This is a genomic window from Allokutzneria multivorans (genome assembly GCF_039537405.1).
GTDB lineage: Bacteria > Actinomycetota > Actinomycetes > Mycobacteriales > Pseudonocardiaceae > Allokutzneria > Allokutzneria multivorans.
The window spans coordinates 113870-131380 of sequence record NZ_BAABAL010000027.1; the positions used below are offsets into that span (position 1 = coordinate 113870).

The following is a 17511-nucleotide window of genomic DNA, read 5'->3' on the forward strand; positions in this document are numbered from 1 at the left end:
TCAGGGAGTTCGGGCCAGGGCGGAGTGGGTGGCGCGCGAGGTGAGCACGTCGGCGATGTGGTTCTCGGCCCAAGCCTTGATGGTGGCGAGCACGGGGAGCAGTGACACGCCGAGCGGGGTCAGCTCGTAGTCGACGCGCGCGGGCACGCTGGCGGTGACGGTGCGCGTGAGCAGGCCGTCCTGCTCGGCGGAGCGCAGTGTGTGCGTGAGCATCTTCTGGCTGGCGCTGGGCAGAGCGGACCGGAGTTCGCTGTGCCTGCGCGGACCCGACGCGAGCTGGCTGACCACCAGGGCCGTCCACTTGTCGCCGATCATCGACAGCACGTGGTGCGTTGGACAGTCCGCGAGGAACAGCTCGTGGTCGGCCTTGTCCACCTCGCGGCGCTGCTGCGCGGTCATCGTCGTCACGTCACTCGCTCCTCCCCAAGGCACTTCAAGGTGCCTCCTTCCGCGCAACACCCACCCGCCGCAGGCTGTTCCCACACGAAGGAGGAACACCTTGCGAGTCATCGAAATGTCCGAGTACGGCGGTCCTGAAGTGCTGCGACTGGCCGAGCGCCCGGAGCCCGCGGCGGCCCCGGGGCGGGTGCGCGTGCGAGTGGCCGCCAGCACGATCAACCCGGTGGACCAGGCGGTCCGCGCCGGGTTCATGGGGGACTACCCGAAGCCGATCGTCCTGGGGTGGGACCTGGCGGGCACCGTGATCGAGGACGCGGAGGGCTTCCGCGCGGGCCAGCGCGTCGCGGGCATGGTGCCGTGGATCGCCTCCGCCGATCACGCGGGCACCTACGCCGAGGTCGTCAGCGTCGAGCCGGGGTGGCTGGCGCCGCTGCCGGACGGCATCTCCCTGGACGAGGCGGCCACGATCCCGCTCAACGCGCTCACCGCGAGCCAGGCCCTCGGCCTGCTGAACGTCCACAGTGGACAGAGCCTGCTGGTGACCGGGGCGAGCGGGGCGGTCGGCGGCTACGCGGTGCAGCTCGCCGCGCGGGCCGGGGCGCACGTCGTCGCGGTGGCCTCGGCGGGGGACGAGAGCCACGTGGCGAGCCTCGGCGCGAAGGAGGTGATCGGCCGCGACGACCTGGGCGGCCAGCGGGTGGACGCGGTGTTCGACGCGGGGACCGCTGGGCCGTCGCTGATCGGCGCGGTCCGTGACGGCGGCACCTTCGTCGCGGTCATCCCGCCGGGCCTGCCGGAGCCGGAGCGCGGGATCCGCGTGGAACGCGTCAACGTGGTGCCGGACGCGGCGAAGCTGCGCGAGCTGGTCACCGCGGGGTTGACCACGCGGATCGCGGACGTGATCCCGCTCGCCGACGCGGCCGAAGCGCACGCCAGGGCCGCCGCAGGTGGCCTGCGCGGCAAGCTGGTGTTGCGGGTCAGTCGAGGATGAGCCCTCCGCCCGGCCCGTCGAACTGCGCGATGAGCTGGGGTTTGCGGCCCTGCTCCACGGTGTAGGCGATGCCGAGCGAGCGCAGTGCCGCGCCGAAACGAACGGGCTGCGGGTGCCGGACCGTGAGGGACAGCAGCCGCAGCCCGCTCGGCAGGCTCGCGCTCGGGTGCACGGTGGTGCCCCAGTCGATGAAGGCCGGGTTCAGCTCGTCGGAGCCGGAGTTGGTCAGCCGCCAGGACAACTTCGTCCCGTCCGGGCGCTCGCGACCCATCTCCACGGCGTCACCCGGCTCCAGCCCGACGCCGCGCGTGCGTGTGATCATCCCGGGCAGGTCGGTGGTCCGGAAAACCCAGCCCACCAGCCTCGGCTGCTCGATCCCGTCGACGCCGAAGAGCCGGGGGCCGCGCGGGGCGGGCTGGCCGGGATCCGGCGCGATGATCTCCAGGAACGCGCGGTTGTCCAGGGAGATCAGGGCGTTGTGCGTGCCCAGCCCCCGGTGCCGTCCGCCGGGTGTCGCGCGCAGGCCGGTCAGTCGCGTCAGTTCGGCGACACCGTCGTCGAGATCGGGTACCGCGTAGACCAGGTGGTCCAGCATGTGGCCGCTCCGAGGCTGCTCGGGGAAGCGCCGACCGTATCGGCAGGCCCACCGCGCTGCCCAGGGTTCGGCGGAAAAATCGGCGAAAACCCGAAGAATCCACAATGGACGCCGCAGGGGGCGGGCTCGAATCGTGATGCGGACCTCCTCGTGGCCGGACGCGTCCTCCGATAGTGTTTTCGGCATGCCGAAACTTCGAGTCATGGCTCGCCGAAAGGGTGTCGCGGGGGTGTTGGCCGCCGTGCTGCTGGTCGCGGGCTGCTCGGATTCCCGTGGTGGTGGGGAGCGCAAACGCGTTCTGACGACCTTCACGGTGCTGGCGGACATGACGAGGGCGGTCGCCGGGAACACCGTCGACGTGGAGTCGATCACCAAGCCGGGTGCGGAGATCCACGAGTACGAGCCGACGCCGAGCGACCTCAAGAAGGGCTCGCGCGTGGACCTGGTTCTGGAGAACGGACTCGGTCTGGAGCGGTGGTTCGACCGCTTCGTGCGCGACGGGAAGGCCAAGCGCGCCACGCTCAGCGCCGGGGTCGAGCCGATCCCGATCCGCAGCGGCCAGTACGAGGGCAAGGCCAACCCGCACGCGTGGATGTCCCCGGCCAACGCGCGGATCTACGTGCGCAACATCGTCACCGCGCTCTCCGAACTGGACCCGCCCAACGCGCCGGTGTTCAAGGCCAACGCGGAGCGCTACGAGGCACAGCTGACGGAGATCGACACGTTCCTGCGCTCCGAGCTGGGCAAGCTCCCAGTCAACCAGCGCGCGCTCGTCACCTGCGAAGGCGCCTTCTCCTACCTCGCCCGCGACGCCGGTCTGCGCGAGGCCTACCTGTGGCCGGTGAACAGCGACGAAGAGGGCACGCCGCAACAGATCGCGGCGACGGTGACCTTCGTCCGGCAGAACGCCGTTCCCGCCGTCTTCTGCGAGTCCACGGTCAATGACAAGGCGCAGCAACAGGTTGCGCGCGAGACCGGCGCGAGGATGGGCGGCACGCTCTACGTGGACTCGCTCTCCGAGGAGGGCGGGCCCGTGCCGACCTACCTCCGCCTGCTGCGCTACGACGCCGAGACCGTCGTCTCCGGGCTTACAGGAGGGCGCAGATGAGCACCGCTGTCACCGCGCGCGGCGTCACCGTCCACTACGGCGACGTGCTCGCCCTCGATGATGTCGACATCACCGTGCAGCGCGGGCGCATCTGCGGCCTGCTGGGCATGAACGGCTCCGGGAAGTCGACCCTGTTCAAGTCGCTGATCGGCCTGGTCAAGCCCGATCGCGGCACGATCACCTTGCACGACAAGGACCCCGCCGCGGCGCGCCGCGAGGGACTGATCGCCTACGTGCCGCAGTCCGAGGCCGTGGACTGGGCGTTCCCGGTCCGCGTCGTGGACGTCGTCGCGATGGGTCGCTACGGTGCGCTCGGCGGTGCCAGGCGGCTCAAAGCGGCCGATCGAGCCGCCGTGGACGCGGCGCTCGAGCGGGTCGGGCTGAGCGATCTGGCGGGCAACCAGATCGGTGAGCTCTCCGGTGGGCAACGCAAACGTGCTTTCGTGGCAAGGGGAATCGCTCAGGACGCGCGCCTGCTGTTCCTCGACGAGCCCTTTGCCGGAGTGGACAAGCGATCCGAGGCCACGATCGTCGAGCTGCTGCGCTCCCTGCGCGACGAGGGCCGCACGATCATCGTCTCCACCCACGACCTCGCGGCCGTGCCCGCGCTGTGCGACGAGGCGATTCTGTTGCGGCGCAAAGTGATCCTGCACGGAGACATCGACACCGCGCTCTCCCCGGAGCACCTGGGCAGGGCGTTCGGCTTGGACGGAGTGGTCACGTCGTGAGCGCCGACGTGATCTTCTCAGCGGAGGCGCCATTATGACAGTCGTCGACTGGCTCACCGAGCCGTTGCAGTTCGACTTCATGCGCAGAGCCCTGCTCGTCAGCGCGGTCGCCGGGCTGGTGTGCGCGGTGCTCTCGTGCTGGGTGACGCTCATCGGCTGGTCGCTGCTGGGCGATGCCATCGCGCACGCGGTGCTGCCCGGTGTGGTGCTCTCCTACATCTTCGGGCTGCCCTTCGCGGTGGGCGCGTTCGTGTTCGGCGGTATCGCGGTGACGCTGATCGGCGTGGTCAGGGACACCACGCGGATCAAGGGCGATGCGGCGATCGGAGTGGTTTTCACCGGCCTGTTCGCGCTCGGGCTCGTGCTGGTGTCCAAGACGCCGAGCCAGATCGACCTCAACCACATCCTGTTCGGCAACGTCCTCGGCGTCTCCGACAGCGACATCGCGCAGGTGCTCGGCATCGGCGCGCTGACTCTGGCAGTGGTTTTCTACAAGCGCCGCGACCTCACGCTCTACGCCTTCGACCCGGTGCACGCGCACGCGATCGGCCTGCGCCCCAAGCGACTCGGCGCACTGCTGCTGATGCTGCTCGCGCTGACGGTCGTGGTGGCGTTGCAGGCGGTGGGCATCATCCTGGTCTCCGCCATGCTGATCACACCGGGCGTCACCGCCTACCTGCTGACCGACCGCTTCGAGCGCATGATCGCGATCGCGGTGGCTGTCTCGGTGAGCAGCTGCGTGCTGGGCACCTACCTGAGCTTCCACGCCGACAGCTCCACCGGCGGCACGATCGTGCTCTGCCAGGCCGTCGTGTTCTCGGTGGTCTACCTGTTCGCGCCGCGCAGGGGAGTGCTGGCGAACTGGAGAAAGCGCCGCGCGGCGACCTCCGTAAAGTAGGGGCATGGCGACCAAGCGGCCCTCGTCTTCGATCGAGGACTACCTGCGCGCGATCTACGGGCTCGTCGAGCGCGGGGTAGAGGTCAGCAACGCCACCCTCGCCAAACGGCTCAAGGTCAGCCCCTCGTCGGTCTCCGGCATGGTCGCCAAGCTCGCCGACCTCGGCCTGGTCACCCACGTGCCCTACCACGGCGTCGAGCTGACCGAGCCCGGCAGGCGCGCCGCGTGCGACGTGCTGCGCAGGCACCGGCTGATCGAGCTGTACCTGGTGGAGGAGCTGGGCTACACCTGGGACGAGGTGCACGTGGAGGCCGACGTCCTGGAGCACGCGGTCTCCGACGCGCTCGTCGAGCGGATCTCCGCCAAGCTCGGCCACCCCACCCAGGACCCGCACGGCGACCCGATCCCGGCCGCCGACGGCTCGGTGGAGCAGCCGCAGACCCAGCTGCTGCGCGAGCTCGAACCCGGGGCCAGCGGCGAGGTCGCGCGCGTCTGGGACACCAACCCGGAGATCCTGCGCTACCTGGCGCGCAACGGGATCACCCTGGGCGCGCGGATCGAGGTGCTGGAGCGCCAGCCCTTCGGCGGCCCGCTGGTCGTCCGGGTCGGCGAGCGCACGCACTCCCTCGGCACCGAGGTCACCGCCGTGCTGCTGATCCGCGTCTCCTAGCCAAACCCCCGCCCTTCTCCGCTCAACCCCTTCAGCGCCGACTGATGAACCCAATGTGGCAGTGGTTACGTCTGGCGAAACAAATGCCACATTGGGTACGCAAGCACTCGCGAGTCCGGGTGCGTTCAGCGCTCCGTGATCGCAGGCGGGGCCGGAACGGGGTAGCCCGACGGGCCGATGTGCTTCTCGATGGACCTGCGCCACGCACCGCTGGAGATCATCTTCTCGATCGCGGCGTTGACCTTGGCCTTGCCGTCGGCGTCCTCGCGGCGCAGTCCGACGCCGTAGCGCTCCTCGCTGAAGGGCTTGCCCACCAGCTTCAGCAGCTCCGGGTGCTGGGTGGCGAAGCCCGCGAGGATCACGTCGTCGGTGGTGACCGCGTCCACGTTGCGCACCAGCAGCGCGTTCACGCACTCGCTGTAGCGGAAGTACTCGACCAGCTGCGCGCCCTTGGCGTAGCGCTCCTTCACCTTCTGCGCGGAGGTGGAGTTCTTGACCGAGCACAGCTTCTTGCCGTCCAGCGACTCCGGTCCGGTGATGTTCGTGGTGCCCTGGCTGACCAGCAGCCCCTGCCCGGCGAGGAAGTACGGCCCGGCGAAGCCCACGCGCTGCTTGCGCGCCTCGGTGATCGAGTAGGTGGCCACCACCAGGTCCACCCGGCCGTCCTGGATCATCGCCTCGCGGTCGGGGGCCTTGGCCTCCTTCCACACGATGTTCTCGGCGGCCACGCCCAGCTCGCCCGCAACGTAGGTGGCCACGTCGACGTCGAAGCCCTCGAACCAGGTGTCGGTGATCTTGCGCCCGAGCCCCGGCTGGTCGAAGCCGACGCCGATGGTGAGCTTGTCCGTGGCGGCGGCCCGCGCGGCCACCGAGTTGCCGTCCCCCTTCGCCGCGCAGCCCGTGCCGAGCAGGGCGATCGCGAGCAGGACAGCACCGAACCGGAATCTCACACCGCGCTCCTTGACGAAAACGCCTGCCCCCGCTCCGCGCACGCGGAAAACGAGGACCATGTCGTTATCCGAAACTATTCCGCGTCAGTCGAGCGGTCAAGTGATGATCATGAGCCGTCGCCCGAACGAAACAGGATCGTGAATTTCGGGTGGGAAAGAAATGTGTGTTCTTTACCGATCTTCGCGCTACCCGGTGCAAAAAGAACGGCGGGCCGGAGGAATCCGGCCCGCCGTTCGCATTCGTGTTCTCAGTCCAGCTTCTGCGCCCCGAACAGCTGCCGCCGCTCGCCGCGGATCCGGCCGTCGATCCACCAGAACGCCTCGATCAGCACCACCCCGATCGCCACGCTGACCAGCGCGGGAGTGACCACCGCGGGGTTGGACGGGTCGAGCTGGAAGAACGTCTGGCTGACCGGGATCAGCAGCAGACCCAGATACATGGCGACCATCGCGGCCAGCAGCGCGACCTTCCACCAGACGTAGGGCCGGGCCACGATCACCAGCACCCAGAGCGCGATCCCGCCCAACGCGATGAACGTTCCGGTGCTCGCCTGGACCACCGTCACGCCCGGAGTTCCGTGCGCGTTGAGATAGGTCACAAATGCCGCGACCGAGATCACAGCACCGGCCGGGATGGCCATCCGCATCACCCGCGAGACGAAGCCGCTGCGCGCCCGCTCGTAGTTCGGCGCGAGCGCCAGGAAGAACGCGGGAAGGCCGATGGTGAACCAGCCCAGGATCGTCACGTGCCTCGGCAGGAACGGGTACGGCAGCTGCGCGATGCCGACCATGAACGCCAGCAGCACCGAGTACACGGTCTTGGTGAGGAACAGGTTCGAGACCCGCTCGATGTTGCCGATCACCCTGCGGCCCTCGGCCACCACGTGCGGCAGCGTGGCGAACTTGTTGTCCAGCAGCACGATCTGCGCGACCGCGCGGGTGGCCGGGCTGCCCGCGCCCATGGCGACCCCGATGTCGGCGTCCTTGAGCGCCAGCACGTCGTTCACGCCGTCGCCGGTCATCGCGACCGTGTGCCCCTTGGACTGCAACGCCCCGACCATCGCGCGCTTCTGGCCCGGCGTGACCCGGCCGAAGACCGCCGAGCCCTCCACCGTGTCGGCCAGCTGGTTCTGCTTGTCCGGCAAGGTCCGCGCGTCCACCGGCCGCTCGGCGCCGGGCAGGCCGAGCGAGCCCGCCACCGCGCCGACCGACAGCGCGTTGTCGCCGGAGATGACCTTGACGGAGACGTTCTGCTCCGCGAAGAAGTCCAGCGTGTCCTTGGCGTCCGGCCTGATCCGCTGCTCCAGCACGATCAGCGCCACCGGGCGCACCACACCGGGCGCCTGCGCGTCGTCCACCGCGAGCGAGCTGCGGCCCAGCAACAGCACGCGCAGTCCCTGGGCACCCGTGCGCTCGGCCTCCGCGCGCACCTCGTCGCCCTCGGTGAGCAGCACGTCCGGAGCGCCCAGCACCCAGTCGCCCTCGTCGGCGAAGCTCGCCCCGCTCCACTTGCGCGCAGAGGAGAACGGGGCCGCCGCCGTCAGCTGCCAGCCAGGCGCGTCCGGGTGCGCCTCGGCGATCGCTTCCAGGCTCGCGTTCGGGCGCGGGTCGGCGACGGCGAGCGCGGCCAGCGCGTCGTGCACGCGCATTTGCTGGTCGAGCACCCGCACCTCGGACAGCCGCATCCCGTTCTCGGTCAGCGTGCCCGTCTTGTCCGCGCACACCGTGTCCACGCGCGCGAGGCCCTCGATCGCGGGCAGCTCCTGCACCAGGCACTGGCGCTTGCCGAGCCGGATCACCCCGACCGCGAAAGCCATGCTGGTCAACAGGATCAGGCCCTCCGGCACCATCGGCACCAGCGCGGCGACCATGCCGCTGAGCGCGTCCGGGAGCGCCTGCGAGTTGTTGAACAGCTGGTTGTAGATGCTCAGCGCGCCCGCGGGGATCAGCAGGAAGGTGATGAACCGCAGGATCTTGTCGATGCCGGAGCGCAGCTCGGAGGACACCAGGGTGAACTTGCTGGCCTCCTCGGCCAGCTTCGCCGCGTACGCCTCGCGCCCGACCTTCGTGGCCCGGTAGGAGCCCGTGCCCGCGCAGACGAAGCTGCCCGAGAGCACCTGGTCGCCCGGCTGCTTCACCACCGGGTCCGACTCCCCGGTGAGCAGCGACTCGTCGACCTCCATGCCCTCGACCGCGAGCGCGACGCCGTCCACGACGATCTTGTCGCCGGGGCCGAGCTCGATCACGTCGTCGAGCACCACCTCGTGCGGCGCGACCTCGACGGAGGCGCCGTCGCGGCGCACCACCGGCTTGGCCTGGCCGACGATGGCGAGCTGGTCCAGCGTCTTCTTCGCCCGCAGCTCCTGGATCATGCCGATCGCGCTGTTGGCGATGATCAGCAGCCCGAAGAGCCCGTCCGGGACCACCCGCCCGATCGCGACGATGATCCCGAAGAGCACCGCGAAGATCGCGTTGATCCTGGTGAAGACGTTCGCCCTGACGATCTCGCCGACCGTGCGGCTTGCCCGAGCTGGCACGTCGTTGGTCTGGCCCGCCGCGACCCGCCTGCGCACCTGCTCGTCGGTGAGCCCGCGCAGTGGATCGACCTCGTCGGTGGTGACCGGAGTTCCCGTTGTCGACACGTCGCGATCGTACGGCCGCGCGGCTGAGAGCGGTGCCACCACGCACGTGGGGTCACCTGCCTGAACGCTCTCAGCCCGAGCCCCCTACCATTCCGCCCCCGGAAGACCGCAACAGAAGCAACTGGGGGACCGCCACCATGACGAGCTCCGGCTGGATGCCCGTATCGCACTGCGGCCAGGACTGCATCGACGCACCGGGAGCCGCGCCGCAGGTGTGGCCGACGACCCGGGTGTGGCGCGTGCTGATGGGGCTGCTGGTGCTGCTCGGCGCGATCCCCGTGCTGTCGGTCCAGCGGCTGGTCAGCGCGGAGCGCGGGCGCCGCCTGATGTCGTCGTGGTGCCGCATGCTGCTGCGCGCGCTCGGCATGCGCGTCGAGGTGCACGATTCTTCCGAAGGGGCCGGTACCGCCCTCCTGGTGGCCAACCACGTGTCCTGGCTGGACCCGGTGGTGCTGATGGCCGCCGTCCCGATGCGCGTGGTCTCCAAGACCGGCATCGGCGAGATCCCGATCATCGGCGGTCTGGCGAGGGGAGCGGGCACGATCTTCATCGACCGGCCCCGGCTCTCCCAGCTGCCCACCGTGGTCGGCCAGGTCACCGCCGCGCTGCGCGAGGGCACCACCGTCGCCGCCTTCCCCCAGGGGACGACCTACTGCGAGCCCGCCAAGGGCCGCTTCCGCCCCGCGCTCTTCCAGGCCGCCGTCGACGCCGGGGTCCCGGTCCGCCCCGTGTTGCTGGACTACCGGCTCAGCGACGGCAGGCCCACCTCCGCGGCTTCTTTCCTCGGTGACGAGAGCATGGGCACGGCGATGCGCCGCACCCTCGGCGCGCGCGGTCTTGTCGTGCACCTGCGCCTGATGCCCGCCGTTCCCGGCGAGCTCGCCGACCGCCGCGCCCTGTCGCTGGCCGCCGAGGAGGCCGTGTCCAAGGTGCCCGCCTGAGTACGGGTACCATCACCGCTGCTCATATCCCTTCGTTCGATGGTGGTGCCGCTTGTCCCGTGGGCCCCGTTCCACCGCATCCGGCCTCCACTTCCTCCGCTCGAAGCAGGTCGGTGCCGAGCTCGTCGCCGCCTCCGGGGTCGGCCCTGACCACCTCGTGATCGACTTCGGCGCCGCCGTCGGCTCGATCACCACCCCGCTCGCCGAGACCGGCGCCAGGGTGCTTGCCGTCGAGCGCGACCCCGGCTTCGCCGAGCGGCTCACCAAGAAGTTCGCCGACTCCGACAAGGTCCGCGTCGTCGACGGCGACCCGCGCTCGATCCCGTTGCCGCGCAGGAAGTTCTGGGTGGTCTCCAGCCTGCCCAAGCTCACCGCCAACGACGTGCTCCGCCGCCTGCTCAACCCGCCGAGCAGCCCGTTCGCCGGAGCCGACCTCGCGCTGGAGTTCGGCGTCGCCAAGAAGCTCGTCGCGGCCCACCCCACCGCGCTCGAGGTCGCGTGGTGGTCCTCGCGCTTCGACATCCGCGTGCGCAGCCGCCTCGCCGCCACGAACTTCCAGCCCAACCTGCGCGGCGACGCCGCCCACGTGTCGATCCGCCGCCGCGACGGCTTCAACCGGCAGACCGACCGCGTCCTGTGGACCCTGCTGCACGCCGCCTACGGCGCACCCGAGCGCGGCGCGCGCACCGTGCTCGCCAACTCCGTTCCCGGCAACCGCGCCAAGCGCATGATGAACGAGGTCGGCGTCCCCGGCGGAGCCCCCGCCGAAGTGGTCACCATCCAGCAGTGGAGCCAGATCGCCAAGGAACTCGGCCAGGACAAGACCATCAGCTGGCCCGCCATCCCCAAGACCCTCGACAAGCCCTGACCCCGCTTTTCCGTTCCGTACCCACAGCGGCCCCGCGAAGCACGCCCCACCCGCTCCGGGGAGGCCCTGAATGACTCATTGGTGTACCTGTACTCCCTGAATGACCCTTTCAGGGAGTACACCGCACCAAACGAGGCGTTCGCATCCGGCTCCACCGATCCTCGGTGGCTCTCGTCGTCATGCGCGCGCCAGCAGGAGCCCCTCGAAAGCACTGAACGACCCGTTCAGTGCGTTCAACGCGTCAAAAGAGCCGTTCGCGATCGCTGAGCGATCCTGTTGCGGGGTCCGCAAAGCGCTCTCGTCCGGGTGGATGTGCTGGATCGCCTGGCGGTGGCTGGGTCAGCATTCGCCGCGTGCCGTTGGTGTTCTTGGACAAACCACCGCTGCCTGTCCCCGCCGCGCTCAAGCTGAGCGACGACGCCGACGACTACCCGACCTCCCGTTCGCCCCGCCAGGACCGTTGTGCGCCAAGAACATCCACCGAGTCCGCGAACTGTTGCCGCACCAGCTGTCCGTGTTGTTCAAGTACTCCATCGACACCGCCCGACCGGAATACCTGCCCCACGTCGTCTCAGCACGGGCGAGCTTCGTGCGCTGCCTTCACGACGTCGCTTTCCAGTTCACGCGCATGTTCATCGATGGCCACGAGGTCATCTGGGTCGACGACGACCTGGCCTGATCCTGTTGCCAGGCACGCAAAGCGGTATCGTGCGAGTGGATCCGCTGGAACTTCTGCGGTGGAGTGCGCCAGCATTCGGCCATGCGCCATGACGAACCTCCCGTCCCACCTCGCTCGCCAGACTCGGCGATTCCGTGAGTAGCTATCTCGTCGCGTACTCGCCTCAGTCACAGCGCGCGCTCGTCGCCGTCCCTTCCTCGATGAGGGAAGAGATCGAGGCGAAGATCGAGCGGTACGCGAACGCCCAGCACAACCTCACGGACGGGCGCTACCGCGAGCATGAAGTCCGTGGCAGCGGATTCGTTGCCACGTGCACGATTCGGCACGATGTTCACCGGCTCACCGTCCTCCAGATCAAGGTGCGCATGCACTGAACGACCCGTTCAGTGCGCTCAACGCGTCAAACGAGCCATTCGCGGCTGCTGAGCAATCCTGTTGCCAGGCCCGCAAAGCGGACTCGTGCGAGTGGAAGTGCTGGAGCGAAACCCGGTGATGCGCGAGCATTCGGCCATGGCGCTCTGATCACGCGTTGGGCAAGACCATGAGGACTGGGCGGTCTTCTCCGGAAGGCTGCACAACCCGGAGTACCAGGCCGCCGAGCAGCTCATCGATCAGGACCGCGTCGACATGACCCGTCGACCCCGCCCGCGACGCCCGATGATCAACTGGGGCCACCTCCGGACAGCGGACCCGCGACAGTGCCGGGTCGGGTGCGGTCAACGATGATCGAAACGGGGGTTCGGGGGTCTTGAAGACACCCCAACCCGCGCTCTAGCGGTGGCTGGGGTTGAGCGCGCGGTAGAGGTCGATCCACACGTCAGGGTGGGCGAACGCGACGACGGTGTCCTGGCGAAGGCCCACGTCGTCGAAGGCCTTCGAGACCCGCTTCGACGTGTACATCTTGGACAGCGACGCGCGCAGGCTGCCGCCGATGCCGGTGAAGCCGAGCGCGACGAGCTTCTCGTAGTCGCGCAGTTCCTTGGGGTGCAGCAGCGATTTCTCCCTGCGCGTGATGTGCAGGACGCCGGAGTCGACCTTGGGGACGGGCCGGAAGTGCTCGCGCGGGATCTTGCCGCACAGCTCCCACGAGAACAGCGGCCACGTCTCCACGGTCCGCTGGCTCCACCTGCCGTACCAGCCGCTGCGCTTGCGCGCGTACTCCAGCTGCGTCATCAGCGTCGCCGAGGTCAGGTACCGCGCGTCGAGGCACCAGTCCACGATCGCGGAGGTGATCGCGTACGGGATGTTGGCGACCACCTTGAACGGCTCTGCCGCGGGGAGCACGCGCAGGAAGTCGCCGAAGTCGAGCTCGACGTTGTCCCAGCGGCGCAGCTTCGGCTCCAGCGCCCGCGCGAGGTGCGGGTCCACCTCGTGGGTGACGACGTAGCGGGCCCGCTCGGCCAGCACCTCGGTCAGCACGCCCTCGCCCGCGCCGACCTCGAAGACGAGGTCCTCCCGGCCGACGCGGGCCACCTCGACCATGCGCCGCAGCGACTTCGGGTCACGGAGGAAGTTCTGCCCGTGGACCCTGCGGTTCTCGTCCCGTTCACTGCGGCGCGTCGACACCCGGAAAGCCTCTCACGCCTGTTCTGGCGCGGAGAGCCGGTCCACGGTCCAGCGGATGACGTTGTCCTGCAAGGAGACCTGCACGATCACCGGGGTCTCGGTCCCGTGGTGCCTCGCGAGCAGCTGCACGAGCTGCTTGCGCATCTCCGCCGCGCCCGGGTACGGCAGCGGCGGGGTGAGCGCGTGCGTGTGCGGGTCCCCGTCGTCGTCGGTCACGCCGAGCTCGGCGTGCAGTGTGACGTCCTGCGGGGTGTCCTGGCGGGCGCGCTCGCCGTACTTGGAGCGCAGGGTCAGCAGGGTGATGGCCGAGGGCTGGATGAGGTTGCCGTCCACGTCGGCGAGCCACAGGTGCTGCAAGGTCATGCCTAGATCATGCCCGGACTCGCGCCTCGGTGCGGAGACTGTCGGTGCCTTACGGCATTCTGCGCCTGGCCGTCACGCACACGGCGGCCCGCGCGGCAGCCGCGCGAGAAACAAAGGAGAGGCGATGCCCCCAACTTCCACCCTGTCGGGTCTGTCCGAGCAGGACATCACCCACATTCGCGCCGAGCTCGACTCGGGCCGTCTGCCGGTCGTCTGGTTCACCGACGCCGCGGTGGGGGTGGAGCAGGGGCGTTCCGGCAAGATCATGGCCCTCACGGACCCGGACGAGGGCGACTTCATCCAGATCCGCCCGACCGGCTCGATGGACGTGCTGTCCTTCAACCCGGCCGAGGTGAGCATGGTCAAGCCGCCCCGCAGGACCCCCAGCCCGACCGCGCACGACCGAGAGGACAACACGGTGACCGCTCCCACCGAGCAGCAGGCACCCGCCACCCCGCAGAACCAGGAGGAGCTCGCCCCGGCGAGCACGGAGACCCCCGCCGCCGCCGAGCCGACCCCGGCCCCCGCCAAGCCGAAGCCCGCCAAGCCCGCCGCGAAGAAGCAGCCCTCCGCCGCCGGTGCCGAGCTGACCGTGACGCTGTCGGCCACCGCCGAGGGCGAGTGGACCATCGAGGTCGTCTCCGGCAAGAAGAAGTCCAAGCCCGCCCCGATCACCCCCGCCGCCGTCGGCCAGGTCGCCAAGGCGCTGGACGAGGAGGCCGCTGAGGCCATCGAGTCCGTGCTCTCCGCCGCGCGCGATCGGCACGCCGCCAGGGTCGAGGCGCTGCGCGCCGAGCTGGCCGCCGCCGAGGAGGCGTTGCAGGAGCTGGAGAACTGAGCACCACCCGCACGACAGTGTGACCTGAGTCACAGGAGTGCCGGGAACGGGGTAACACGATCGGGGGTCTCATCCCGTGAGTGCCGTTCCCGGCACTTCCCGTCTCCAACCGAGGAGGACCGGTGGTCACGACTCCCAGTCGCCGACGCGGCACGGCAGGCGTTCTCGCCGTCACCGCCGTCGCGCTGACGATGGCCTCCGCCTGCGCCAGCCCGCAGGCTGGCGAGGCGGTCGCCGCGCCAGGGCCGCCGCCGTCCTCCAGCCGTCCGGCCCCGCCGAGCACGTCGGCGGCGCCGGAGCAGGTCGGCAAGCCGACCGCGCCGCTCAGCCCCGCGGGGACCGCGCTGAAGTACGGCCAGGAAGCCGTTGTGGAGAACTCGCTCGGCTCGAAGGTCTACACCGTGGGCGTCACCCCGCTGAAGGTCGAGAAGGGCAGCTTCCAGGAGCTGGCCGCCGCCGGTCTGAAGATCGAGGAGAAGACCTCCTCGGGCAAGGTCCCCCACTACCTCACCTACAAGCTGGTGAACCGGATGGAGGGCGCGCTGGAGAGCGGCATGCCCACGCCGTCCCGGTTCGCCGTCGCCGACAAGGCGAACAAGCCCGGCGGGAAGCTGCTGGTGATCGCCATCGGCGGGCTGAAGCTCGACTCCTGCCCGAACGGCGGTCCGCCGCGCGGCTGGGCGGCCGGGCAGGAGCACACGACCTGCGAGATCCACCTGCTGCCCGAGGGCGCCGAGCCCGGCAGCGTGCTCTACCGCTTGGAGCTCGGAAGGGCTCCGATCACCTGGACCCCCTGACCAGGCGTTATCGGCCGGGACGAACATCGGCCGCCGTTGTCCGGCCGTTGATCATCGGTGAACGGCACCCTGCCGGGGTGGGGTGTGACGGTCGCGACTCTCACCCCGGTGCTGCTGGGCGACGCCGTTCGCCCGGTGGGCGCTGCCGCCCGGGAAACCGCCGTCTTCCCGGGCGGCACGGTCCACAATTCATGTGTCACGGCTAACACCCCGAGGGTGCGGGCCGAAATCAAGTACGAGTGATGACGGAGCCCGTCGCCGGGCTCGACCAAGGAGCCAAGCCGCCATGAGCGCACACACCGCGACCGCGATCGCCGAGGACCCGGTCACAGAACGCAGGACGACCAAGGGGGCCAGCCTGCCCACCGCGCCCTGCAGCGTGGTCTGGAGCGGCGGCCACGCCTACGTCCTCGAAGGCGGCCACGGCCGCAGCCGCTGGGTCGGCGTCGACGACCGCGGCCGCCCCACCCTGATGAGCCACGCGGACCTGCAGCGCCGCGGCTGGAGCCGCACCCGCCTGTAGCCTCCCGCGCCCCGTCCTCCGCCGTGTGGCAGGCTTGCCGCCGCAAGCGGGTGCGGGCGAAACGCGGCGCGCCTCCCCGTTCCCCGGCTCCGCCGCGCGTGCGGTCGAGGAGTCCAGGTGGAACGCGAAGCGGTGACGGCGTCCCCGTCGTCCGGCTCGTCAGGCGGGGAACTGCCCCAGTCCGACCGCGTCTGGACGATCCCGAACATCCTCAGCATGCTGCGCCTCGCGGGCGTGCCCCTCTTCCTGTGGCTGTTGCTCGGCCCCGAGGAGGACGTGCTCGCGATCGTCGTGCTCGCCGTCGGCGGTTTCACCGACTGGCTGGACGGCAAGCTCGCGCGCTGGCTCAACCAGGGCAGCAAGCTTGGCGCCATGCTCGACCCCGCCGCCGACCGGCTCTACATCCTGGCCACGCTGATCGCCTTCGGCGTCCGGGACATCCTGCCCTGGTGGGTGATCCTGGCCCTGGTCGGCCGCGAACTGGTGCTGGGACTGAGCCTGCTGGTGCTGCGCCGCTACGGCTACGGCACCTTCGAGGTGCACTACACCGGCAAGGCCGCCACCTTCGTGCTGCTCTACGCCTTCCCGTTCCTGCTGGCCGCCGACGGCACGTCGGCGGTGGCCGAGTTCGTCCGGCCGATCGCCTACGGCTTCACCATCTGGGGCGTGCTGCTCTACCTGTGGGCGGGCGTGCTCTACCTGGTCCAGCTCGGCGCCGCGATCCGCAAGGGCAAGGTCGGCGGGGCGCTCGCGGGTGCCTGAGCGGCGGCGCTACGACCTGAGCAGCTCGCTGCTGCGCCAGCTGCTGGGCGACCACCTCGACTCCGGGTACGCCGCCGCGCACCGCGAGCGCGCCGGACGGCCGGTGCCGTGGCTCGCCCAGCGGGTGTGGTTCGCGGTGGGCGCGCTGCTGCTCGGCTCGCTGATGGGCGTCGCGGCGGTGAACGCCGCCGCGCGCCAACCGGGCGCCGAGGAGACCAAGCGCGGGCTCGTCGCGGGCGTGCGCGCGGAACGCGCCGACACCGAGGCGCTCGCGCGCAGGGCCGCCGAGCTGGCCAAGCGGCTGGACGAGGCGCGCACCGCCGCGCTCACCGGGGACGGGCAGGGGCGCGCGGTGCTCGACGAGCTGGCCCGGCTCGAACGCGCCACCGCCGCGGTCCCGGTCACCGGCCCCGGCCTGCGCGTCACCGTGGGCGATCCGCCGGAGCGGCGCGGAACCCGCTCGCGCGAGAACATCCTCGACCGCGACCTCCAGGTGCTGGTCAACTCGCTGTGGGCGAGCGGGGCCGAGGCCGTCGCGGTCGGCGGGCACCGGTTGCAGCCCAGGACCGCCGTGCGCCAGGCGGGCGGGATGCTCGTGGACAACCGGCCGGTCACCCAGCCCTACGTGCTGGAGGCGATCGGCTCCCCCGAGGAGCTGGAGACCCGCTTCGTCGGCACCGACGGGCACGGGCGCTTCGCCACGTTCACCCAGCTCTACGGCACCACGTTCACCATCGAACGGGTCGGCGAGCTGCGGCTGGCCGCGGCACCCGCCGAGGAGCCCCGGCTCGCGGTCGTGCCCGCAGCGCCCATCGCCCCACCCACCGCTCCACCCACCACGACAGGGAGGTAGTCGAGATGATCGGCGTGATCGCCCTCGCCGTCGGGGTCGTGCTCGGCCTGTGGCTGGACCCGACCGTGCCCGACTGGGTCCAGCCGTACCTGCCGATCGCCGTCGTCGCCGCGCTGGACGCGGTCCTCGGCGGGCTGCGCGCCCGGCTGGACGGGATCTTCGACGCCAAGGTCTTCGTGGTGTCCTTCGTGTCCAACGTGCTGATCGCGGCGCTGATCGTGCTGCTGGGCGATGAGCTCGGCGTCGGCGGGCAGCTCTCCACGGCCGTGGTGGTGGTCTTCGGCATCCGCATCTTCGGCAACGCCTCGGCCATCCGCAGGCACCTCTTCAAGGCGTGAGG

Annotated in this window: 21 protein-coding genes; 15 read left to right on the forward strand and 6 right to left on the reverse strand. The window is 70.2% G+C overall.

Translation table 11 applies throughout. From position 1 onward, the window contains the following. Positions 1-399 carry a winged helix-turn-helix transcriptional regulator gene (locus ABD798_RS36175; protein WP_344886007.1) on the reverse strand — a complete coding sequence of 133 codons (399 nt, stop codon included), beginning with the start codon at positions 397-399 and terminating at the stop codon, positions 1-3. Between the two features lie 100 nt (positions 400-499). On the opposite strand from ABD798_RS36175, the gene ABD798_RS36180 reads away from it, so the two are divergent. Next, the gene (locus ABD798_RS36180; RefSeq protein WP_344885851.1) at positions 500-1390 is read left to right on the forward strand and encodes an NADP-dependent oxidoreductase; all 891 of its coding nucleotides are present in this window, start codon (positions 500-502) and stop codon (positions 1388-1390) included. On the opposite strand, the gene ABD798_RS36185 is transcribed toward ABD798_RS36180, so the two are convergent. Beyond that, positions 1377-1985, reverse strand: a complete 609-nt coding sequence (locus ABD798_RS36185; RefSeq protein WP_344885854.1) for a VOC family protein — start codon at positions 1983-1985, stop codon at positions 1377-1379. The genes ABD798_RS36180 and ABD798_RS36185 overlap by 14 nt on opposite strands. A 202-nt stretch (positions 1986-2187) precedes the next feature. Here ABD798_RS36185 and ABD798_RS36190 point away from each other — a divergent pair, with 202 nt between their 5' ends. From ABD798_RS36190 to ABD798_RS36205, 4 genes are read left to right on the forward strand one after another with little or no spacing between them, the layout of a single operon-like run. Further along, positions 2188-3093 carry a metal ABC transporter substrate-binding protein gene (locus tag ABD798_RS36190; RefSeq protein ID WP_344885857.1) on the forward strand — a complete coding sequence of 302 codons (906 nt, stop codon included), beginning with the start codon at positions 2188-2190 and terminating at the stop codon, positions 3091-3093. Then, positions 3090-3821 (forward strand): metal ABC transporter ATP-binding protein, encoded by a 732-nt coding sequence (locus ABD798_RS36195; protein ID WP_344885860.1) that lies wholly within the window; start codon positions 3090-3092, stop codon positions 3819-3821. Before ABD798_RS36190 ends, ABD798_RS36195 begins: the two co-directional genes overlap by 4 nt. 34 nt (positions 3822-3855) lie before the next feature. Continuing rightward, entirely contained in the window at positions 3856-4719 is an 864-nt protein-coding gene (locus tag ABD798_RS36200; protein WP_344885863.1) for a metal ABC transporter permease, read from the forward strand. Positions 4720-4723: 4 nt separating this feature from the next. Continuing rightward, positions 4724-5389, forward strand: a complete 666-nt coding sequence (locus tag ABD798_RS36205; protein ID WP_344885867.1) for a metal-dependent transcriptional regulator — start codon at positions 4724-4726, stop codon at positions 5387-5389. A 125-nt stretch (positions 5390-5514) separates the two neighbouring features. Here ABD798_RS36205 and ABD798_RS36210 read toward each other — a convergent pair whose 3' ends face one another. Together ABD798_RS36210 and ABD798_RS36215 are read right to left on the reverse strand one after the other, a co-directional pair. Continuing rightward, positions 5515-6339, reverse strand: coding sequence for a glutamate ABC transporter substrate-binding protein (locus tag ABD798_RS36210; protein WP_344885869.1), 825 nt, complete (start codon positions 6337-6339; stop codon positions 5515-5517). A 248-nt stretch (positions 6340-6587) separates the two neighbouring features. Next, positions 6588-8981 carry an HAD-IC family P-type ATPase gene (locus tag ABD798_RS36215; protein WP_344885872.1) on the reverse strand — a complete coding sequence of 798 codons (2394 nt, stop codon included), beginning with the start codon at positions 8979-8981 and terminating at the stop codon, positions 6588-6590. A 137-nt stretch (positions 8982-9118) separates the two neighbouring features. On the opposite strand from ABD798_RS36215, the gene ABD798_RS36220 reads away from it, so the two are divergent. From ABD798_RS36220 to ABD798_RS36235, 4 genes are all read left to right on the forward strand, one after another. Then, on the forward strand, positions 9119-9922 hold the full coding sequence (locus tag ABD798_RS36220) for a lysophospholipid acyltransferase family protein (protein WP_344885875.1): 804 nt from the start codon (positions 9119-9121) through the stop codon (positions 9920-9922). Between the two features lie 52 nt (positions 9923-9974). Beyond that, positions 9975-10790: an rRNA adenine N-6-methyltransferase family protein gene (locus tag ABD798_RS36225; RefSeq protein ID WP_344885878.1), complete on the forward strand. Its 816-nt coding sequence runs from the start codon at positions 9975-9977 to the stop codon at positions 10788-10790. 460 nt (positions 10791-11250) lie between these two features. After that, positions 11251-11469, forward strand: a complete 219-nt coding sequence (locus tag ABD798_RS36230) for a hypothetical protein (protein WP_344885881.1) — start codon at positions 11251-11253, stop codon at positions 11467-11469. A 200-nt stretch (positions 11470-11669) separates the two neighbouring features. Beyond that, positions 11670-11843: a hypothetical protein gene (locus ABD798_RS36235; protein ID WP_344885884.1), complete on the forward strand. Its 174-nt coding sequence runs from the start codon at positions 11670-11672 to the stop codon at positions 11841-11843. Between the two features lie 397 nt (positions 11844-12240). Here ABD798_RS36235 and erm read toward each other — a convergent pair whose 3' ends face one another. Together erm and ABD798_RS36245 are read right to left on the reverse strand one after the other, a co-directional pair. Beyond that, a complete protein-coding gene (erm, locus tag ABD798_RS36240; RefSeq protein ID WP_344885887.1) occupies positions 12241-13035 on the reverse strand; it encodes a 23S ribosomal RNA methyltransferase Erm in 795 nt (264 codons plus the stop codon). Positions 13036-13047: 12 nt separating this feature from the next. Further along, positions 13048-13398, reverse strand: a complete 351-nt coding sequence (locus ABD798_RS36245; protein ID WP_344885889.1) for a hypothetical protein — start codon at positions 13396-13398, stop codon at positions 13048-13050. A gap of 124 nt (positions 13399-13522) precedes the next feature. On the opposite strand from ABD798_RS36245, the gene ABD798_RS36250 reads away from it, so the two are divergent. The 6 genes from ABD798_RS36250 (at position 13523) to ABD798_RS36275 (ending at position 17509) form a co-directional block, all read left to right on the forward strand. After that, positions 13523-14236, forward strand: a complete 714-nt coding sequence (locus tag ABD798_RS36250; RefSeq protein ID WP_344885892.1) for a DUF6319 family protein — start codon at positions 13523-13525, stop codon at positions 14234-14236. 122 nt (positions 14237-14358) lie between these two features. Next, the gene (locus ABD798_RS36255; protein WP_344885895.1) at positions 14359-15033 is read left to right on the forward strand and encodes a hypothetical protein; all 675 of its coding nucleotides are present in this window, start codon (positions 14359-14361) and stop codon (positions 15031-15033) included. A gap of 286 nt (positions 15034-15319) precedes the next feature. Then, positions 15320-15556 (forward strand): hypothetical protein, encoded by a 237-nt coding sequence (locus tag ABD798_RS36260; RefSeq protein ID WP_344885899.1) that lies wholly within the window; start codon positions 15320-15322, stop codon positions 15554-15556. Between the two features lie 117 nt (positions 15557-15673). Continuing rightward, positions 15674-16318: a cardiolipin synthase ClsA gene (gene clsA / locus ABD798_RS36265; RefSeq protein ID WP_425549330.1), complete on the forward strand. Its 645-nt coding sequence runs from the start codon at positions 15674-15676 to the stop codon at positions 16316-16318. After that, entirely contained in the window at positions 16311-17171 is an 861-nt protein-coding gene (locus ABD798_RS36270; protein ID WP_344885901.1) for a DUF881 domain-containing protein, read from the forward strand. Before clsA ends, ABD798_RS36270 begins: the two co-directional genes overlap by 8 nt. Positions 17172-17176: 5 nt before the next feature. Then, positions 17177-17509, forward strand: coding sequence for a small basic family protein (locus tag ABD798_RS36275; protein WP_086819118.1), 333 nt, complete (start codon positions 17177-17179; stop codon positions 17507-17509). The last annotated feature ends 2 nt before the right edge of the window (positions 17510-17511 follow it).